The organism is Halobacillus sp. KGW1, assembly GCF_001592845.1.
Taxonomy (GTDB): domain Bacteria; phylum Bacillota; class Bacilli; order Bacillales; family Halobacillaceae; genus Halobacillus.
Map to the genome: position 1 here is coordinate 86,774 of NZ_LSOC01000004.1, position 16,913 is coordinate 103,686.

Annotated in this window: 18 protein-coding genes; 3 read left to right on the forward strand and 15 right to left on the reverse strand. The window is 44.4% G+C overall.

The window, feature by feature from the left end:
• The 6 genes from AXG56_RS15370 to AXG56_RS19690 form a co-directional block, all read right to left on the reverse strand.
• Positions 1 to 1,633: PAS domain-containing sensor histidine kinase (locus AXG56_RS15370; RefSeq protein ID WP_062515697.1), on the reverse strand; the 1,633-nt coding region annotated here is incomplete at its 3' end.
• 227 nt (positions 1,634 to 1,860) lie between these two features.
• Positions 1,861 to 2,730, reverse strand: coding sequence for a DNA-3-methyladenine glycosylase (locus AXG56_RS15375; RefSeq protein ID WP_008632777.1), 870 nt, complete (start codon positions 2,728 to 2,730; stop codon positions 1,861 to 1,863).
• A 240-nt stretch (positions 2,731 to 2,970) separates the two neighbouring features.
• Positions 2,971 to 3,750 (reverse strand): delta-lactam-biosynthetic de-N-acetylase, encoded by a 780-nt coding sequence (pdaA, locus tag AXG56_RS15380; RefSeq protein WP_062515358.1) that lies wholly within the window; start codon positions 3,748 to 3,750, stop codon positions 2,971 to 2,973.
• 85 nt (positions 3,751 to 3,835) lie between these two features.
• Entirely contained in the window at positions 3,836 to 5,140 is a 1,305-nt protein-coding gene (locus tag AXG56_RS15385) for a Na+/H+ antiporter family protein (RefSeq protein WP_062515359.1), read from the reverse strand.
• 91 nt (positions 5,141 to 5,231) lie between these two features.
• Positions 5,232 to 5,408, reverse strand: coding sequence for a hypothetical protein (locus AXG56_RS19560; protein ID WP_161484931.1), 177 nt, complete (start codon positions 5,406 to 5,408; stop codon positions 5,232 to 5,234).
• 20 nt (positions 5,409 to 5,428) lie between these two features.
• A complete protein-coding gene (locus tag AXG56_RS19690; RefSeq protein ID WP_008632783.1) occupies positions 5,429 to 5,578 on the reverse strand; it encodes an SE1561 family protein in 150 nt (49 codons plus the stop codon).
• 106 nt (positions 5,579 to 5,684) lie between these two features.
• Between AXG56_RS19690 and AXG56_RS15390 the strand changes: the two genes are divergently transcribed.
• A complete protein-coding gene (locus AXG56_RS15390; RefSeq protein WP_062515361.1) occupies positions 5,685 to 6,563 on the forward strand; it encodes a mechanosensitive ion channel family protein in 879 nt (292 codons plus the stop codon).
• On the opposite strand, the gene AXG56_RS15395 is transcribed toward AXG56_RS15390, so the two are convergent.
• The 3 genes from AXG56_RS15395 to AXG56_RS15405 all read right to left on the reverse strand — a co-directional run bounded on the left by AXG56_RS15395 (position 6,533) and on the right by AXG56_RS15405 (position 8,508).
• Positions 6,533 to 7,330 carry a YfkD famly protein gene (locus tag AXG56_RS15395; RefSeq protein WP_026578625.1) on the reverse strand — a complete coding sequence of 266 codons (798 nt, stop codon included), beginning with the start codon at positions 7,328 to 7,330 and terminating at the stop codon, positions 6,533 to 6,535. The genes AXG56_RS15390 and AXG56_RS15395 overlap by 31 nt on opposite strands.
• 58 nt (positions 7,331 to 7,388) lie before the next feature.
• Positions 7,389 to 8,009, reverse strand: coding sequence for a YitT family protein (locus AXG56_RS15400; RefSeq protein ID WP_235601516.1), 621 nt, complete (start codon positions 8,007 to 8,009; stop codon positions 7,389 to 7,391).
• 106 nt (positions 8,010 to 8,115) lie between these two features.
• Positions 8,116 to 8,508, reverse strand: coding sequence for an OsmC family protein (locus tag AXG56_RS15405; RefSeq protein WP_008632790.1), 393 nt, complete (start codon positions 8,506 to 8,508; stop codon positions 8,116 to 8,118).
• Positions 8,509 to 8,655: 147 nt separating this feature from the next.
• On the opposite strand from AXG56_RS15405, the gene AXG56_RS15410 reads away from it, so the two are divergent.
• Complete coding sequence (locus AXG56_RS15410) at positions 8,656 to 9,828, forward strand: MFS transporter (protein WP_062515363.1); 1,173 nt, start codon at positions 8,656 to 8,658, stop codon at positions 9,826 to 9,828.
• Positions 9,829 to 9,851: 23 nt separating this feature from the next.
• Here AXG56_RS15410 and AXG56_RS15415 read toward each other — a convergent pair whose 3' ends face one another.
• The 6 genes from AXG56_RS15415 to AXG56_RS15440 form a co-directional block, all read right to left on the reverse strand.
• Positions 9,852 to 10,850 carry a metal ABC transporter solute-binding protein, Zn/Mn family gene (locus AXG56_RS15415; RefSeq protein WP_008632792.1) on the reverse strand — a complete coding sequence of 333 codons (999 nt, stop codon included), beginning with the start codon at positions 10,848 to 10,850 and terminating at the stop codon, positions 9,852 to 9,854.
• A gap of 132 nt (positions 10,851 to 10,982) precedes the next feature.
• Complete coding sequence (locus tag AXG56_RS15420; RefSeq protein ID WP_062515365.1) at positions 10,983 to 11,393, reverse strand: Fur family transcriptional regulator; 411 nt, start codon at positions 11,391 to 11,393, stop codon at positions 10,983 to 10,985.
• Positions 11,390 to 12,247: a metal ABC transporter permease gene (locus tag AXG56_RS15425; protein ID WP_062515367.1), complete on the reverse strand. Its 858-nt coding sequence runs from the start codon at positions 12,245 to 12,247 to the stop codon at positions 11,390 to 11,392. The genes AXG56_RS15420 and AXG56_RS15425 overlap by 4 nt, the downstream gene beginning before the upstream one ends.
• The gene (locus AXG56_RS15430) at positions 12,240 to 13,022 is read right to left on the reverse strand and encodes a metal ABC transporter ATP-binding protein (RefSeq protein ID WP_008632798.1); all 783 of its coding nucleotides are present in this window, start codon (positions 13,020 to 13,022) and stop codon (positions 12,240 to 12,242) included. The genes AXG56_RS15425 and AXG56_RS15430 overlap by 8 nt, the downstream gene beginning before the upstream one ends.
• A gap of 184 nt (positions 13,023 to 13,206) precedes the next feature.
• Complete coding sequence (locus AXG56_RS15435) at positions 13,207 to 13,899, reverse strand: amino acid ABC transporter permease (RefSeq protein ID WP_062515369.1); 693 nt, start codon at positions 13,897 to 13,899, stop codon at positions 13,207 to 13,209.
• A gap of 6 nt (positions 13,900 to 13,905) precedes the next feature.
• The gene (locus tag AXG56_RS15440) at positions 13,906 to 14,748 is read right to left on the reverse strand and encodes a transporter substrate-binding domain-containing protein (RefSeq protein ID WP_008632801.1); all 843 of its coding nucleotides are present in this window, start codon (positions 14,746 to 14,748) and stop codon (positions 13,906 to 13,908) included.
• Between the two features lie 197 nt (positions 14,749 to 14,945).
• Here AXG56_RS15440 and AXG56_RS15445 point away from each other — a divergent pair, with 197 nt between their 5' ends.
• Positions 14,946 to 16,856 carry a heavy metal translocating P-type ATPase gene (locus AXG56_RS15445; protein ID WP_062515370.1) on the forward strand — a complete coding sequence of 637 codons (1,911 nt, stop codon included), beginning with the start codon at positions 14,946 to 14,948 and terminating at the stop codon, positions 16,854 to 16,856.
• Positions 16,857 to 16,913: the final 57 nt, after the last annotated feature.

Here is a 16,913-nt window from a genome sequence, read left to right on the forward strand (position 1 = left end):
GGGATGTTAGACCCGGTCCATTATCTCTAACGGAAAGCGTTAGCTCTTCGCTCGTTACTTCAACTCCCACGCGAACTTCCCCACCATGATCCACAGCATCGATGGCATTCTTAACAAGGTTAATCAATATTTGGTTCATCCGCTTCGGCTCTGTTCTGAACGCTTCCTGGTCTTTGGAACAAGCACAGTCGAATAAAAGCAGAATCTGTTTGTCATTAGCCTCCGGCTCTAAAAGGCGGAGAACATAGGACACAAGCTGTTCCGGATCGATCTCCTCCATCTGAATCGTCGATTTCGGCTTAGACAGCATCATGAAATCTTGGACAATCGCCTCTATCCTGTTTACTTCGTCCAGGATAATCTCCTGATAATTATCTCTCAGCTCGGGGTTTGCTGCGCCGATTTGCAGAAAACCTTTGATTGCGGTTAACGGGTTCTTAATCTCATGTGCGATTCCAGCAGACATCTGCGTAATCGTGGATAGCTGTTGTGTCTTCTCTTTAAACTCCAGCATTTCCTTATATTCCGTCACATCTTCGTGCAGTCCAAGCACATACGACTTACCATTGTAGTCCACAGGGAAACCTTTGGAGCGAATCCATTTGTATGCCCCCTCTTCCCCCTGGTTCAATCTGTATTCCACTTCATGCATCTGCTTCCTCATTACTTGAAACGCGTCCTGCACTTTCTTCTTATCCGCCCCATACACTTTCTCAAAAACAAGACCTGGATTTAAAAATGCATCTCTTCGCGTTATCCCAAACAGGGATTGAAACGCAGGACTGATATAGTGGAGCTCTTCATAGTCCGGTTCGCTGATCCAAAAAACATCTTTAATGTTATTCGCCAGCAGAGCAAAACGCTCTTCTGATGCTTTCAAAGCCTGCAAATGCTTCTTATATTGCGTTATATCCTGTACAAACACTGTTATTCCAAGTTCTGTAGGGTGAACCGTGACCTGAACATCGACGCCCTGCTCAATCAAATAGCCCTCAAATTCGACCGTTTCCTGTGTCTCCATCGCCCTCAAATAGTGCTGGAAGAAATGATAATATTGATCAATCGGGAAGATGTTCCAAAGTTTTTTACAATAGTTACTGTAAAAAGGTACCGCTGTCATTTCTTCCATTTTAGGATTGGCATAGATCACTTCCCAATTAGGGTTAATGATTGCTAATCCATGCGGGAATTTGTCCACTAAGTGGGACATACGATGCTTCAATTGGGCTTCTTTTGGATCCGTAACGTGAACCATCTGTTGGCTGAGGCTGGAAGCCAAACTCACAGGTCCCTCTAATTTTTCAGAGCGCGGCTCCGCTTCAGGACGATTTGCTTTCATAGTAAGATCGTTTAAGGAAAAAGCAATTTGACCGTTAGTCAGATGAACCATTTTGCAGTGATACTTGCGAAGGTTATTCTTATCTGTCAAATGGACGGACATTTCCCTCAAGCCTTCTGTCAGCAGCTGATGAAGCACCTGCTGCAGGCGGTGTTGGGCCGTATGCCGAAAACTGCGGATCCATTGAGAGAATGACATATCTGTATCTTCTAAATGAAGAGTTCCTTGCATTTCCTGATTCAGCGTAACCGTTTGTAAACGCAGATCGAGTAGACATGCCGGTGTACCATTCAAACTTAGAACATCCAATATTTCGCCACTATGAACTTGGTCAGAATACCTCTCTCTTATCACCAATATTAAGACCTCTTTCCTTTTATCCGTTCCATATTTTCCAATATGTGTACTATTATAACGCAATCCAGAAAAATTTTGTATATATTCAAATAATTTATCACTTATTTTCTATTCTCTACACCATACGTGAAGATTACAGAAAGTATGACTTTATTCTTCTGTTTTCACCCTTCAATGCTGCGCCATAAAGTCAAAGAAGCATAGCTCCTGTATGGATGCCAGCCTGCACTGTGCGTTTCCATCTGTTCATAGGACGGTTTTTTGTCCATATCGAAATATACCTTCCACGCGTTCTGAATTCCAATGTCTGCCTTTGGGAACAGATCCTGTCTTCCTAATCCGAACAACAGCCAGTTCTCAGCAGTCCAGGGCCCGATGCCTCTTATTTTCACTAATTGTTTCTTGACTTCTTCGTCACTCTGTCCGGAGAGAGCGGCCAAGTCCAACCTGCCCTCTGCGATCATTCTGGAAGTGTCTATGACGTATTCTGCTTTCCTTTGGCTGAATTGCAGTGCCCTGAGATCCTCATACTTCAGTGCGGCTGTCTCCTCTGGGTCGGGGTAAAACCATACCCCGTCTTTCGTTGATCCGAACGTATGGACAAATCTTGTACTTAGCGTGTAGGCAAATTTCATATTCAACTGCTGATGAATGATCACTTTCATTAAGCAGTCATACAAATGAAAATCTTTAACGATCGGTGTTCCGGGATGGTCCTGAAACAGCTGCTTTACATTCGTGTCCATGAAGTGCTGATGAATATTCTCTAAATTTACCCCCCACTGAAAAAGCTCTTGTACATGCGTGACTAAAGCATCTTTGTCTTTCACGCTCTCACCGGAAACTTCAAACACCGGTTCAGCAGTCGTCCCGAGGCCTTGGACACGGACAATATGTCGTTCTTCCCCTAACTTCACCGGGACATCAACCCAGCGCTCAGCTCTGTCCAAACGCGTCAAAGGATCGAATTGCCATCGAAGTAACGTGTAATCAAAATCATAAAAACCAGTTGCTTTAAATCTTTCTTTCCACAATTCAAAAATCCTCCCCTCTTTTTATAAAAAATTCCATAATAGTTAAAATGTATTAGGTTTATCGGAAAATTATAAGCAAATATGTAATAACTTCCCCATTATTCGACACGAATCCTCTTATTTCCCTATGTACACTTCTTCCTTGCCTCTTCCTTTTCCTTCTTTCCTCGAACATTTCATGAATAAAATTAAAAAGCTGTACCGTAGCAGTACAGCTTTTTGGTTGGAATACCGCCGAAGTTATAACTGCCAGAGAGGAGCAGGCACTATCTGTTTGATCATCAAATCATTTAAATTCCCAAAACGATAGCCGCGTTTCCTGAGCTCATCAATTAATTGGGACAGCGCTTCTGCGTTATCCTGAGATACGGTATGCAGCAAAATGACCGCTCCGGGATGTATTTGATCAATGACGCTGTTGTAGGCATACTCCCATCCCTTTTGTTTGTCCGTTTCCCAATCTTTAAAGGCAATGGACCAGAATGCATGCGTATAACCAAGCTCCCGCGACCATTGCAGTGTTTGATCGTTAAACGTCCCTCTCGGGGGACGAACAAACGTCATGACGTCCTGGTCCGTCAATTTCCGGACCGATTCATCCACTTTATCCAGTTCTTCTTTCATTGTCTCTTTTGATATCTTTGTGAAGTCCGGATGGCTCCAGGAATGGTTGCCGATCAAATGGCCTTCTGAAGCCATCCTCTTCAACAAATCAGGTGCACTTTCAATGTAATGACCCGTTACGAAAAATGCTGCCGGAACCTGCTTTTCTTTGAGGATGTCCAATACTTTACCTGTGTATCCTTGTTCATACCCATTATCGAAGGTCAGGTAAACAACGGGTTGTTCTGTCTCGTCATAATAAAAACCATCGTATTTATCTATCATCGGTTTATAACGACCGACTTCAGGGACATTTCCATCTTTGCTCTTACTGTATCCCCAGCCTTCTGCGAAAGCAGCGGTTGGATAAACCAGAACCGCACTTAAAAGTACCAGGAGAGAGATCACTTTCCACATACATATCACTCACTTTTTTCTTATTATGTGTGATGGATGGGAGAATATAAAAAAAGACATGTGGGAAAAATACCCACACGCCTTTTTACAAGAATAAGGAAGCCGCCCATCCGAAAATGAACAACGGAATGTTGTAGTGAAGAAATGTCGGCACACACGTATCCCAAATATGGTTGTGTCTGCCATCTGCGTTTAGTCCCGAGGTCGGTCCCAGGGTACTATCCGATGCAGGGGATCCAGCATCGCCGAGTGCTCCAGCTGTTCCAATCAATGCCGCCGTGGCCAATGGAGAAAATCCTGCAGCCACACAAATCGGTACAAACAAAGCAGCCAGGATAGGAATAGTCGCGAAGGATGATCCTATTCCCATTGTCACAACAAGACCTACAAGGAGCAGAATGAATGCTATGAAGGCTTGATTATTACCAAGGTAATCAGAGCTGACCTCCACAAGCGCAGATACCGATTCTGTCGTCGTCAGTACATTTGCATAGCCGGAGGCAACCAGCATAACAAAAGCAATGAACCCCATCATAGCGATTCCATCATTTATTACTTTATCCCCTTTAGAATAAGGTACGACGCGGAAAGCGAACATCAGTACAATTCCCGCAAGCGCAGCAAGGACGAGGTTAGCCCAGACAGCCTGGATAACCAATGTGACGATGATTGCTACGATAGTCAGAACGTGCTTTTTGTTGAATTTCTGATCTTGCGTCTGTACAAGTACATCTTCTTCGTTCGCCTGCTGTTCATTCACCACTCTCGGCTTTCTATAAGTGATGAGAACAGCAATCAGCAATCCGACAATCATACCGGAACCAGGGATAATCAAGGATTGTGCGATCGTTCCGATGCTCAATTCAATTCCATTCGATTCCATGGACTTTTGAATCGTTTGGTGGAATATATAACCGAAGCCGACAGGAATCATAACGTAAGGAGCCTTCAATCCGAACGTAAGCGCGGCTGCAACAGCACGACGATCCAATTTCATTTCATCAAACAGTTTCAGTAAAGGTGGTATCAATATAGGAATAAATGCAATGTGCACAGGTATGACATTCTGAGATAAACTTGCTACAAAGGCAATGACAAAAACGATCATCGTCCTTTTATTCTTCAACACGCGAAGCAGATAACTGACAAGGATGGTGGTGATACCCGAATAACTGATCGCAATCGCAAAAGCTCCTAATAATATATAACTTAGAGCTACACTTGCCTGTTCTCCCATGCCGTTAACAAGGATTTCCAGTGAGCTGGTTAACGTTTCACCGTTCATCAAGCCGGCAGTCAGGCCAGCAGCAAGGATAGCAACAATGACGTTCACACGCAATAGACTGAGCACAGTCATTACGAGGACAGATACGACGACTGCCCAAGCCATAAGACATTCTCCTCTCAATAATTCAATGCATTAGCGATTTACTATGATAAAGCATTATTTTAAAAAAATCAACCCTGCGGATGAGGGTTTATCACTTTCCCATGACATATACGATCATCGCGAGCATCACGGTAAAGGAGGAAACCAGGATCATCGTTATTTTACGGTCGGATTTGCGTCCGGCGGCCAGACGGGTGAGAAACATAATCATGGTCAACATAAAAACAAATCCTGCAACCGGAGATAAATAAAAGATCAACGACTCCATGAACTTCCTCCTTTACAGCTTCAGTCCATCTGGCGCTCTAAATCTTCCAGCATGGAAATTAAGCGGTCAATATCTTCTACAGATGTCTCTTCAGGATCAAGCTGATCCAGGCGGCCCATGAAATCCGCAAGCTTTGCCTTCAGGTCCTGAATTCTCTTTTGCTGTGTCATGATCGTTACACCCCTTACGTTCTTTTTTGTCTGCATTTATCATAGTACAAGTATTCCGATGTGTCCATGGCTTAGGGTTAAACCATTACTTAAAGGAGATGGAAACATGACATTAAAAGAATTTATCACCTATTTAGATGAAAACACAGCAATAAAACTGCTGATTGTAGCTGTTATCATCTTTCTCTCTGCACTCGTGTTACGAAAAGTCATTCACTCCTTCTTCAAGAAGACAGATTTCATGGAAGAGCGTAAGGAGAAAACGCTGGAATCCATGATGAACTCCGTTATCAGTTATGCCTCCGTCATCGGATTTCTGCTTATAGTGCTTAATGAATTCACTTCCATAGGCAATCTCCTTGCAGGAGCGGGAGTGATCGGGATCATTCTCGGATTTGGTGCCCAAAACTTGATCAAGGATTTCTTTGCCGGACTTTTTCTCTTATACGAAAAACAGCTTCACAAGGGAGATTACGTCACCATAAATGATACCTTTCACGGTACTGTAGAAGACATCGGCCTGCGCTTCTTAAAGCTCCGCGAATGGTCTGGAAAGCTTCTTACAATCAGTAATGGACAAATTAACACCATAGAGAATTTTAATTTCGAATACATGCGTGTCATAGAGAAAGTAACCACTAATTTTCATGAAGACCCACGCAAAGTGATGCCCATTCTTGAGAAGGCATGTGAACGATTGAATGAAGAACTGCAGGAATACTTAAAGAAAGACCTGACAGGAAAGCCGTTGGAACCGTTCCAAGTGTACGGCATGACATCCCTCAACGATCAATACCGTGGGTATCAATACACCGTAACTGGTCTTGTCATCGATCTCGTTTACTGGACAGCTGCAAAAAAAACACGCTTCATTCTAGCCGAAACGTTGTATGATCATCAGATCCGTTTGGCAGAACAGCGTGTAGAAGTAAGGTCAACCGTTGATGACAGTGATTATTTCAACTCAAACGAAAAGCTGACATGATCCTGAATCGGGATCCAGGCACCGATGCCTTGACGAGTCACATTCTTAATGCTCAGCGTCTTCTTTGAACCCTTGAGTTGAATATAGACATCTCCAAAGGTCACATCACCTTTTTCGTTTACAGCAGGGGCATAGGCGTGTAGTATCCCGACTTTATTCGTGGGTACTGCATAACTGTTGTTCTGTTTTGTACCTTTTCCAATAACTGTGTTGAACGATAAAGGCAGTTTCGTATTGTTTTGAGCTTCCAGTAAAATCAATTTCATCATTTGATCACTCTGGCTGATTCGTGAAGTCAAGCCACCCTTCACCTGTTTTTCTTCTTGTTGAAGATAGCTTAGTTTCTCAACACTTTCGCCACCGTGATTGTTTTTCTCATTCTCATTAATTTTTTGGTATTCCCAGTTGATGTTCGTCTCTTTTGATTCATAAGCGAGCGGCCATCTTCCAAGGAAGATTTCTCCCCGGTAGCCGATTGCTAATGGGGACGGCTTCAATGATGTTTCATTGAGCATTTCGATGAGCTGTGGGTTTGTAATTCGGATGTTCGTGTCCTTCATCAATTGTTTGGTGATGTCCTCTGCTTCCAGCAGCTGCTGATCATCCGTTGAGTTCGGATACGTATTGTCCTTTGATATATTCAATACATGGCTCGGGATATCCCCTTTATCATCTTTGGACTGCTTCTTTTCCGCAGATATGGTCCCTGCAGCTGCAAGGGTAAAGAGGCCGATGAGTATTATCAGTACCAACCATCGTTTATTCAAAATTCTGGCCACCTTTCTTTTTTTATATTTTGTGAAAGGTGGCCGAGACTATACATGATTACTCTGACAACAACTTGTTCATCAATTGGTTCGCCTTACCTTCGAAGAACTGGATCATCGGACCGATAAAGACGAGAATCAGTATGGTACCGATTCCAACCGGCCCACCGACCAGAAGTGCTACGACTAAGGCAAATCCTTCTGTCATGGTCTTTGATATGGTAATACTGAAACCAAAACGCTTTCTCAATGAAATCATCAAGTTGTCGATGGGATTTAATGAGAACTGCGGCTGCAGATAGAGGGAAACCCCTATACCTAAGATAACAATGCCGCCGAGAGACAATCCGATTCGGCTCCACAAAGTAGTCAAGTCTAAACCTTCAAAGGCATGGAGAAGCCAAAAATCAATAAACCTCCCCAATACAAGAATGGTTATAACCGCCAAAATATCGGGTTTTTCTTTAGCTATCAGCGCATTGACTACAATCAAAATCGCTCCTATGATAATGACCCATGTCCCGACAGTCAGTCCAATGATCTCAACAAGACCGACGTTAATAGCATCCCACGCGCCAGCCCCAAGATCCGCTTCAATCGTCATGGCTATCCCCAGTGACATGATAGTCAGACCAAGCAGATAAAAAAATGCTTTAATGACAAAGTTCCTCAATTCCAATCCCTCTTCTCCCTATGTTGTCTGCTCAAAGATGTCAGAAAACCTTCGAACAAAAAAAAGAGCAGTTATCCAAAAAACGATGTTTTTGGATAAAGCTCCCTTTATTCTACTTGCTTAACTGAATTGTCTCAAGAGATTCTTCTACTACAATACTGTCCTTGACCGATTGTACCATAGAACAATTCTTCTTAGAAACGTTCAAATTCTTCAGCAGCTTGTCCTGATTCAGGTGATACCCTTTGATCACAAAATGGAGATGCACCTTCTCTATCCGGTTGGCTTCATCCGGATTTCTCGTTACTTCTGCTGTAACTTTAATATCTTCATACTCCACACGCTGTTTATCAAGAATCTTCCTGAAAACACTCACACTGCACCCGGCTATGGAAGCAACCATCAACTGATAAGGGCGGAATCCGAATGCTTCATCTCCGGATATGTTCAGCTGTCCAAATTCCACGGAAGTACGCACTCCGTTCTCTTTCAAGTAAAAATCCATCACTGTCCCACTTCCTTTCTCTCAACTGATACTTAATTATATAATAACCGTTTTCCGAGTGAAAATAACCAGCTCAGATGAATAAAAGCTTGTTCCTGCACCTGCTTTTCTATACGATGGAACATGCAGAAAGAGGTGTCAGACGCTATGAATTATATGCGAAGACGATTTTGGACATTAATCAGCCTTGTAACGATTTCAGGATTTTCCCAAGGGATGTTACTGCCGCTCCTGGCTATCATTCTGGAACAAAACGGAATTTCCTCTTCCGTTAACGGGCTCCATGCCACCGGATTATACATAGGAATACTCCTCGCTTCGCCATTTATGGAAAAGCCGTTACGGAGGATCGGGTTCAAACCGATGATCATGATTGGAGGAGCACTCGTTGTGGTTTCGCTGGCTCTTTTCCCATTATGGCAGGCACTGTGGTTTTGGTTTATCCTGAGAGTCGCCATTGGGATCGGGGATCAAATCCTTCACTTCGGAACCCAAACTTGGATCACAGCGACCGCAGATAAAAAGTCATTGGGAAAAAGCATAGCTTACTATGGACTTTTCTTCAGTGCAGGATTCACGATAGGTCCACTGATGACAAACCTATTGACTTTCGGAACATACGCTCCATTCTTACTATCTTCTTTGCTGAGTCTTTCCGTCTGGTTACTTATGCTCCGGATCAGAAATGAAATGCCCGAAGCACACACGGCGACGGCAAGGGAAACCAGTTCGCTGCAACGCTTCCGACGGGCACTGCAACTTGGGTGGGTGGCTTTTCTTCCCCCGCTTGCCTATGGATTCCTGGAAGGAACCCTGCACGGGATCTTCCCTATTTACGGACTGAGAATCGGCCACGATGTCCATACACTCTCGTTCATCATTCCAAGTTTCGCTGCAGCAAGCTTACTTTCACAGATTCCACTTGGTACGATGAGCGACAAGTACGGAAGAAGAAACGTCCTATTAACAGTTGTCACGTTAGGAATTTTTGCATTTCTTGGTGCCGCTGTCTGGGAAGAATCCGTCCTCGGCCTTTTTACTACTTTTGCTATGGCAGGACTATGTGTCGGTTCCCTCTTCTCACTGGGGATATCCTATATGACCGATTTGCTCCCTAGAGACCTGCTGCCTGCCGGTAACATATTATGCGGAATGGCTTTCAGTATAGGCAGCATTCTCGGCCCTTTCTTATCCGGGTCATTCCTCGACCTCTTGCCGGGTATGTCCTTCTTCTACGTTATCGTCGCCTTGTTGCTTATCGTCCTTGCAGCGACATTCATTAAAAAGAGTCCACAAACACAAGAAAGAGCCGCGGAATGATTCCGTCAGCTCTTTCTTTTCTTTCATTCGGTCAGTGCTTTCTCAAGCACATCTAGATTGCGGTTCATAAGAGAGAAATAGTCTTCATCTTGTTCTATATCCTCTTCTGTCAGCACAGCAAGGTTATGGAATCGAAGCGTTTCAGCTCCGATTTCCTTTTGAATAATCTCTGAAACTTTCGGCGTAATGTTCTGTTCAAAAATTACGTAGCGCAAGTCATGATCTTTGGCTTCCTTTACGATTTTCTCCAAATCTTTCTGGGAGGGTTCATTGGTCGGGCTTAAACCGGAAACGGAAATCTGCCTGATGCCATATGCCTCTTCCCAATAACCGTAAGCGGCATGAGATACAATGATTTCTTTTTTGTCCTTACTGGAAATCGTATCATGAAAGGATTGATCAAGGTCTGTCAACTTCCCTTCCAGCTCTTTGAAGTTTTCCTCATACCGATCCTTCTCTTCCGGATTGAGATCTACCAGTTGGTCTTTAATATTCTCAGCCATCTCTATAGAGCGAACAGGGTCCAGCCAGACATGCGGGTCCTGTTCGCCGTGATTATGACCTTCATGGCCGGACTCCGCTTCATGTGCATGATCATCCGCTTCCTCAGATGCCCCATCGTGCGTGTCCCCTTCATGAGTATGGGCACTCTCCTCTAAGTCCATCCCATTCGCTGCGGCAAGAATGGATACTCCTTCCGGCTCAATCGCTTGGGATATTTTTTCTGCATATCCTTCAAGACCCGCACCATTGTAAATGAACAAATCAGATTCCGCCATTTCGACCATTTCCTTCGTTGTAGGCTCATACGTGTGCGCATCTGAACCAGGCGGGAGTATAGACGAGACATCTACTGTTTCTCCCCCGATCTGCTCAGCGAAGAACTGTAATGGATACACCGTCGTATAGACTTTTAATTTTCCTTCCTGTCCTTCTCCTTGACCGGATGTTTCCTTGTCTCCACAAGCTGTCAGTATAAAAACACTCAATAGAATGATTGCTGTTATCCATATTTTTCTCATCTCAGGCCTCCTTGCCGTCCTTATCCTTTTGGGATTATATCGTAACGATTACTTTTTGTAAATGGTAATCGTTACTTTTTGATTCAGAATAAAAAACAACAGCCTGTACAGCGTGGTACAGACTGTTATCCCTTATTGGCACTGCGGACATTTTCCATAAATCTCAAATTTATGATTCTCTACGTCATACCCGCTTAGATTTTCATTAATACTTTCCATCGGACAGAATTTAATGGACTTCGTCTTACCGCAGAGGGTACATATGAAATGATGGTGATGCCCATGCGTGTCACATCCGAGGCGGAAGTGCTTCTCTCCGCCCAGCTCGGTCGCTTCCAGAATATCCACTTCCGTCAACATATACAGGTTCCGATAGATCGTATCATAGCTTACCCCAGGGAAATCTTCCTGGATTTCCTTCAAAATATCCTTAGCAGCGATGTATTGATCCTGATTGATGAAAATGTCGAGGATGCGTTCCCGCTGTTTCGTACGTTTATATCCTTTTTCCTTCAGTTTCTGCAGTGCTGTCTCGATATTCATCCGACTTCACCCTTTATCCATAATTGCGTCCTGACTTTCTTATACAAGATAGATAAAATTAGCATTAAAATAGCGATTACAACAATCGTCCCTCCTGGTGGAACGCTGAGATGATAGGAAGAGAACAGACCAAGCATAACAGAGATTTCCCCGAATGCAATGGACAACCCGATCGTCTGTTTAAAGCTTCTGGCTATCCGAAGCGCTGACGCTACCGGGAGCGTCATCAAGGCGGAAACAAGTAAAATTCCGACCACCTGCATGGAAGACGCAATGACGAGCGCGACCATGACGATAAATAATAAATGGATCCACCTTCCATTAACTCCTGAAACAGAAGCATGCTCTTCGTCGAAGGACAGGACGAACAGCTCTTTGTAGAAGAGAATGACGATCATGACGACGATCATCGTTATTACCAGTACGGTCCACATACTGTCTCTGCTTACCGCTGTCACGCTCCCGAACAAATAACTGAACAGATCCGTGTTAAAGCCGTCTGCGAGGGAAATGAGAATGACACCAAGACCGATTCCCCCGGACAGGATGATTGGTATAGCAAGCTCTTCATAGTGCTTATATACCTTGCGCAGCCGCTCAATCAGCACGGCCCCTCCAACGGAGAAGACCATCCCCATATAAATCGGATTCCAGTCGTTGATTCCTGTCACCTTTTTCTCCAGCAACAAGCTGGCGGCGATTCCCGTCAACGTAATGTGGGAGAGAGCGTCAGCAATCAGTGACAGTCTACGAACGACAATGAACACCCCGAGTAAAGGTGCGACGATTCCGATAAGCAGCCCTGTAATGGCTGCGTTCTGTAAAAATTCATACTGAAAAAAACTTTCAATCATGATGGTTCACCTCTGCGTGGTTATGGCTCAATTGTTGAACAGCATGGCCGTATAGTTGGTTGAGATCTTCTTCACTGAACTCTTTGTAATCTTTGGAAGCCCCGTGGAAGTGAACCGTCTTGTTCATGCAGATGACGTGTGTTGCATGGTCCGTAATGGTACCGATATCATGGGTAACCATCAACAAGGTAATCCCCTGCTCTTTATTCAAACGGCCAAGAAGGTTGTAAAACTCCGTTACATGCTTCGCATCCACACCGACGGTCGGCTCATCCAATATCAGCAGAGCAGGATCACTTACTAAAGCCCTCGCTATGAACACCCGCTGCTGCTGGCCTCCCGACAGCTCACCGATGTTATGGTCAGAAAATTCTTCCATCTCTACCGTTCGAAGAGCTTCCATGGCTTTATCTTTATGTTTTTTATTGAAGAACTTAAAGGCACCTATCCTGGAAACAAGCCCTGTCTTCACTACCTCCAATACTGTAGCTGGAAAGCCGGAATTAAAGCTGTTCGCTTTCTGGGAGACAAAACCAATTTCCTGCCAGTCTTTATAGTCCTTAATCGGCTGGCCGAACAAGTTAATTTTCCCACGATCCGGCCTGATGAGACCGAGCATAAGCTTAATTAGAGTCGACTTGCCTGAACCATTGGGACCTACAAGGCCCAAAAACTGTCCCTGCTCGATGGAAAGATCTACATCTTTCACAACCAATTCCCTTTCATATTTAAAAGAGACATTCTTCATTTCTAAAATGCTTTGTTTAGTTTCCATCCTTTTTCACTCTTTCAAAAGATTTATGTCAGGCGGGCGTATCCGCCAACAATTCATAATCATTACGATTTAAACCCAATACCTATCATAAAGGAGGATAGCTTATGAATCAAGCGGCTCACCTTACATTCTTCCTCTCGGACAAAAGAAAACCGGAGCAGCAGATCTGCTCCGGTTCCCATCATTATAAATATCGATTGTAACGTTTCTCTAAATAGTCCTGCAAAGCCGAAAACAACATCGTAAGCGGCCAATAAATAAGGGCAGCAGTAATATACATCGTCATTGAGTCTACGGTACGGCCGGCAGCTATTTGAGCTTTGTTTAATATTTCCGGTACAGAAATCATGGCCGCAAGCGACGTTGCTTTCAACAAATCAAGAAACACATTACCAAGGGGCGGGATCGCAATCCTCGTTGACTGCGGCGTAATGATCCTCCGTATGGTCTGCCAGTACGTAAAACCGAGGGCACGCGCCGACTCCCATTGCCCGGACGAGACACTATTCAAAGAAGCGCGGTTAATCTCGGCAATATATGCGGCGCTGTTGGTACCGAAACCAATAACGGCAGCAGCCGTTGCAGTAAGCTTGATTCCAGCAATAGGCAGACCGAAATAAAGCACGAACAAATAAACAAGAATCGGCGTCCCGCGCATAAACGAAATGTAGAACCGGGCCGGCCAGCGTAACCACCTGCGCTCTGATCCTCTCGCAAGAGCTAGAAAAAAGCCCAACACGAGTCCGATCAGCATACCAGTAACAGCAAGAAGAAGCGTATACGGCACACCTTCCAAAAGAAAAGGCAGGTTTTCCAGTGCACGATCGACATCGAACAACTTGTCTGTTTGGATGTTATTGATTTCTATTCCGAACATAAGAGCTTAAATATCCAATCCTTCGATTTCCTGAATATCTTCATCCGGTTTCTTGGAAGCATCCTGCCCGCCGAAGAATTCCTCTGAAATCTCCGTCAGAGTGCCGTCTTCCCGCATTTCCTGAAGAACCGCATCTACTTCTTCCTTCATATCTCCTGCATCTTTCGGAAGGACGATGGCAGAATTGGTGGGATAGAATTTCAAATCAGGATGCAGCTGGACTTTGATGTCCGGCAGCGCTTCAAGTGCAAGAGACTGCAGATAGTAGTCATTGATAATGAAGTCTGTGTTACCGTTCTCCACATCACGAAGATATACATCGTTTGCAACATTTCCATATGTCTTCGTTTCCGCGCCGAAGTGTTCTGCAATTTGAGCAAATACTGTCGTGGCTCCACCACCATGTACTTTTCCTTCCAGATCATCAAGCGTCTCAATGCCTGACATATCCGACTCACGGACAATCATAGTGGAATAAGAATATTTATACGGCTCACTGAAGTCAAATTTCTTCTGACGTTCCTTTGTCACTTCCATATCATTAATGACAGCATCTACACGACCGCTCTCAATGGCTGCCGTAAGCCCGTCTACTCCGAATTCCTCGAACTTCACTTCCAGACCGAGGCGGTCTGCTACTTCCTTCATTACCTCCACGTCATACCCTGTCAGCTCATCAGAACCTTCCGGATAATAAGAAGCAGGATAAAGCGTTCCTGATGTTCCTACAACAATTTCCCCTTTATCTGTGATTTCGCTCCATTTATCTGCGGATTCTTCCTCTGATCCACAAGCAGCAAGGAGGAATGACATGACAAGCATAAGTATAAATAAGACACGTTTACGCATGGACTGTGCCACCTTTCTGATTTTTTTCACACTTGTATAATATAGCAACTTGACACCTGTATTTTCAACTGACCAGGCGGAATTTTTTCTTTCCATGTTGGAATTGACTTTTTTGAGCACCATGCTATGATTATAACATATACTAAATTATAATAATTATAATCTAACAAACGATATAAGAAAGGTGTGTGAAAGCATTGAATCTATCCGGAACATTAAAGCATTCCCTGCTATCTTCTAACCGGGGGAAACATTGGAAAGACCATTCCGAACTGGCGGCAGCAATACTCAGCGGTCTGCTTGTTCTATTCGCCTGGTACGGGGAGTCGCACTGGGATCCTCCTATTTACATAGGAATCTATCTGGCGGCTTTTCTAATCGGAGGATACGCAAAAGCGAAAGAAGGAATAACAGAAACGCTGAAAGAACGTGAATTAAATGTCGAGCTCCTCATGATTCTGGCAGCCGTCGGCTCCGCGTCCATCGGTTATTGGATGGAAGGAGCCATATTGATCTTTATTTTCTCTTTAAGCGGGGCCCTGGAGACTTATACGATGAACAAAAGCCAGAAAGAGCTGTCTTCCTTGATGAGCCTCCAGCCCACACAGGCACTGCTGGTCACTAATACAGGCTATGAATGGACCGATGTATCCACACTGCACATCGGTGACTGTATTCTTGTAAAACCAGGAGAACGTCTTCCTGCTGATGGAGTCATTACCCGAGGAGCATCCTCGATTGACGAAAGTGCCATAACAGGAGAGGCCGCTCCCATTTATAAACAAACGGATGGAGAAGTATATGCAGGAACCATGAACATGGAGGCAAGCATCGTCGTCCATGTAACGAAAAAAGCGAACGATACTCTCTTTCAGAAGATCATTCATATGGTTCAGCATGCTCAGAGCGAAAGGCCACCATCCCAACTGTTTATCGAACGTTTCGAAAGCCTCTATGTCAAAGGCGTCTTGGCTGCTGTCAGCGTGATGCTCTTCCTCCCCCACTTTCTTTTTGGGTGGACCTGGATGGAGACAATCTACCGGGCGATGATTCTTCTTGTCGTTGCATCCCCTTGTGCTTTAGTGGCATCCATCATGCCCGCCACTCTATCCGCCATCACTCATGGTGCACGGAACGGCATCCTTTATAAAGGAGGTGTCCACCTTGAACACCTGGCACATATTCGGGCAGTAGCGTTCGACAAAACGGGGACGCTGACAAAAGGAAAGCCATCCGTTACGGAATTCATTGTGGAAAATGAAAAGGATAAACAAACCTGCTTAGCTGTCGCTGCTTCTCTCGAGGAGCATTCCAATCATCCACTTGCCGAGTCAATCATGAATTATGCAGAACAGCACAAGGTGAACACTGTTCTCATTGAAAGCGTGCAGAATCACAGCGGATACGGACTTGAAGGTACGTATGATGGAGACACTTGGTTATTAGGAAAAGCGGAATTTGTAGGAAGAGAGGAAGCAGCAGCCTTCAAATCGCAACATGAAGTAGATTTCGAGTCCGACGGGAAGACCGTCATTTTCCTCAAAAAAAATCAGAAGATCGTCGCCCTTTTCGCCGCGAAGGATACGGTACGCGAAATATCCAAGAAAGCCGTACGAATGCTGAAAGATCAGGGCATATATACCCTGATGCTCACTGGGGACAATTCAAAAACAGCGAAAGCAATCGCAGAGGAAGCAGGAATAGATCAATACATTGCGGAGTGCCTGCCGGATCAGAAGCTCAAAGAAATCAATGAGCTCAAAAAACGTTTCCCGCATGTGGCCATGGTCGGTGATGGAATTAATGACGCTCCTGCTCTGGCGGCCGCTGATGTAGGTATCGCCATGGGAGAAGGAACGGATGTAGCATTGGAAACCTCAGACGTCGTCCTGATGAAAAATGACTTGAGAAAGATTACGCAATCCATCCATTTGTCTAAACGTATGAATCGGATCATCAAACAAAATGTCATCTTCTCCATTCTGGTCATCACACTGCTCATTATCAGCAATTTCCTGCAGTTTCTTGACCTTCCACTTGGAGTGATCGGTCACGAGGGAAGCACCATTCTCGTCATCTTGAACGGCCTCAGACTTTTAAGAAACTAATGATAAATGACCATAAGAAAACCGCTTTCATGAGGAAAGCGGTTTTCTTGCTCCTGA

Bases quoted from the DNA above. Each gene is read 5' to 3' on its own strand.
- AXG56_RS15410 (WP_062515363.1), top strand. From the start codon at position 8,656: ATGAATTATATGCGAAGACGATTTTGGACATTAATCAGCCTTGTAACG.
- pdaA (WP_062515358.1), bottom strand. From the start codon at position 3,750: ATGTGGAAAGTGATCTCTCTCCTGGTACTTTTAAGTGCGGTTCTGGTT.
- AXG56_RS15435 (WP_062515369.1), bottom strand. From the start codon at position 13,899: ATGTTCGGAATAGAAATCAATAACATCCAAACAGACAAGTTGTTCGAT.
- AXG56_RS15440 (WP_008632801.1), bottom strand. From the start codon at position 14,748: ATGCGTAAACGTGTCTTATTTATACTTATGCTTGTCATGTCATTCCTC.
- AXG56_RS15430 (WP_008632798.1), bottom strand. From the start codon at position 13,022: ATGGAAACTAAACAAAGCATTTTAGAAATGAAGAATGTCTCTTTTAAA.
- AXG56_RS15390 (WP_062515361.1), top strand. From the start codon at position 5,685: ATGACATTAAAAGAATTTATCACCTATTTAGATGAAAACACAGCAATA.
- AXG56_RS19690 (WP_008632783.1), bottom strand. From the start codon at position 5,578: ATGACACAGCAAAAGAGAATTCAGGACCTGAAGGCAAAGCTTGCGGAT.
- AXG56_RS15385 (WP_062515359.1), bottom strand. From the start codon at position 5,140: ATGGCTTGGGCAGTCGTCGTATCTGTCCTCGTAATGACTGTGCTCAGT.
- AXG56_RS15415 (WP_008632792.1), bottom strand. From the start codon at position 10,850: ATGAGAAAAATATGGATAACAGCAATCATTCTATTGAGTGTTTTTATA.
- AXG56_RS15405 (WP_008632790.1), bottom strand. From the start codon at position 8,508: ATGGATTTTTACTTGAAAGAGAACGGAGTGCGTACTTCCGTGGAATTT.
- AXG56_RS15425 (WP_062515367.1), bottom strand. From the start codon at position 12,247: ATGATTGAAAGTTTTTTTCAGTATGAATTTTTACAGAACGCAGCCATT.
- AXG56_RS15420 (WP_062515365.1), bottom strand. From the start codon at position 11,393: ATGAATATCGAGACAGCACTGCAGAAACTGAAGGAAAAAGGATATAAA.
- AXG56_RS19560 (WP_161484931.1), bottom strand. From the start codon at position 5,408: ATGGAGTCGTTGATCTTTTATTTATCTCCGGTTGCAGGATTTGTTTTT.